The 919-nt window shown below is 65.4% G+C and carries 1 protein-coding gene; it reads right to left on the bottom strand.

Annotated elements, in window-relative coordinates; translation table 11 throughout:
• Positions 1–173: 173 nt before the first annotated feature.
• The gene (locus QHF83_RS53345; protein ID WP_282425887.1) at positions 174–758 is read right to left on the bottom strand and encodes a hypothetical protein; all 585 of its coding nucleotides are present in this window, start codon (positions 756–758) and stop codon (positions 174–176) included.
• Positions 759–919: the final 161 nt, after the last annotated feature.

Here is a 919-nt window from a genome sequence, read left to right as displayed (position 1 = left end):
CTGCTCGATCTCTGCACGAATCGCCGCCGCTCGCTGATGGTTCCGCATCGGGTGCTCCCTTCGGGGCACCAGCGTCGGAGGAGCGAGCCGTCGGTGTCAGGACGGGGGTGGGCGAGGTGGTACGGAGAACGGGCCCGCGACGTGGAAGCGGGTCCTCCCCTGGTAGGCGAGGCTCACCCCTGGTACTGCTCGATGTCGTTGGGGGTGAGGATCTCGATCGGGTCGAAGCCGGTGTTTTTCTTGTACTCCATGCGGTGCTCGAAATTGGCCATCGAATCCGAGGGGTCGATCGCTTCGAGCCTGAGCTGGAAGAAGGTCTCGATATCGAAGGCGACGGACAGGATGGGTAGCGATCCGGGAGGCCCGTCCGGGAGTTCGTCCACGGGTAGGCGACGTGGACCAGCGTGACGGGGATCCGAAGGATCGCGAAGACCTCCCGAGCGATGCGGAGAGTGGCGCTGCACACGTGGTCCTGGTAGATCGCCCAATACCGCTGGGTTGGCATCGTCTTCCGGGAGAGCCTGCCCGTCGACGTGTAGAAGACCGCCTCGACAGGCAGGACGCTCTGAATCGTTCGCGGTGAGCCATGCCTCGACGCACCACGGGCGGGTGATGCATACGTTCAGCGAGGATCCGAGCTGCTGGAAGGCTTGGAAGGGGCCGAGGAAGTCGAGGACCGCCTGGCAGGCTTCGGGATCGCCGGAAAGGACGCCCTGCGCGGCGCGCTGAAACCATTTCCAGCGCTCGAGCTCGTTCATGTACGCGGCGTAATGGGCGCCGTACTCCTGCTCATCCGTACCACCTCGCCCACCCCCGTCCTGACACCGACGGCTCGCTCCTCCGACGCTGGTGCCCCGAAGGGAGCACCCGATGCGGAACCATCAGCGAGCGGCGGCGATTCGTGCAGAGATCGAGCAGG

It is taken from the genome of Polyangium sp. 15x6 (genome assembly GCF_029960785.1).
In the GTDB taxonomy this organism is placed as follows: Bacteria; Myxococcota_A; Polyangia; order Polyangiales; family Polyangiaceae; genus Polyangium.
The sequence above is the reverse complement of the archived record's forward strand: the minus strand, read 5'-3'. Positions and strand labels throughout refer to the sequence as shown.

Excerpts from the sequence above, each read along its gene's own strand:
- QHF83_RS53345 (WP_282425887.1), bottom strand. The coding sequence starts at position 758 with ATGAACGAGCTCGAGCGCTGGAAATGGTTTCAGCGCGCCGCGCAGGGC.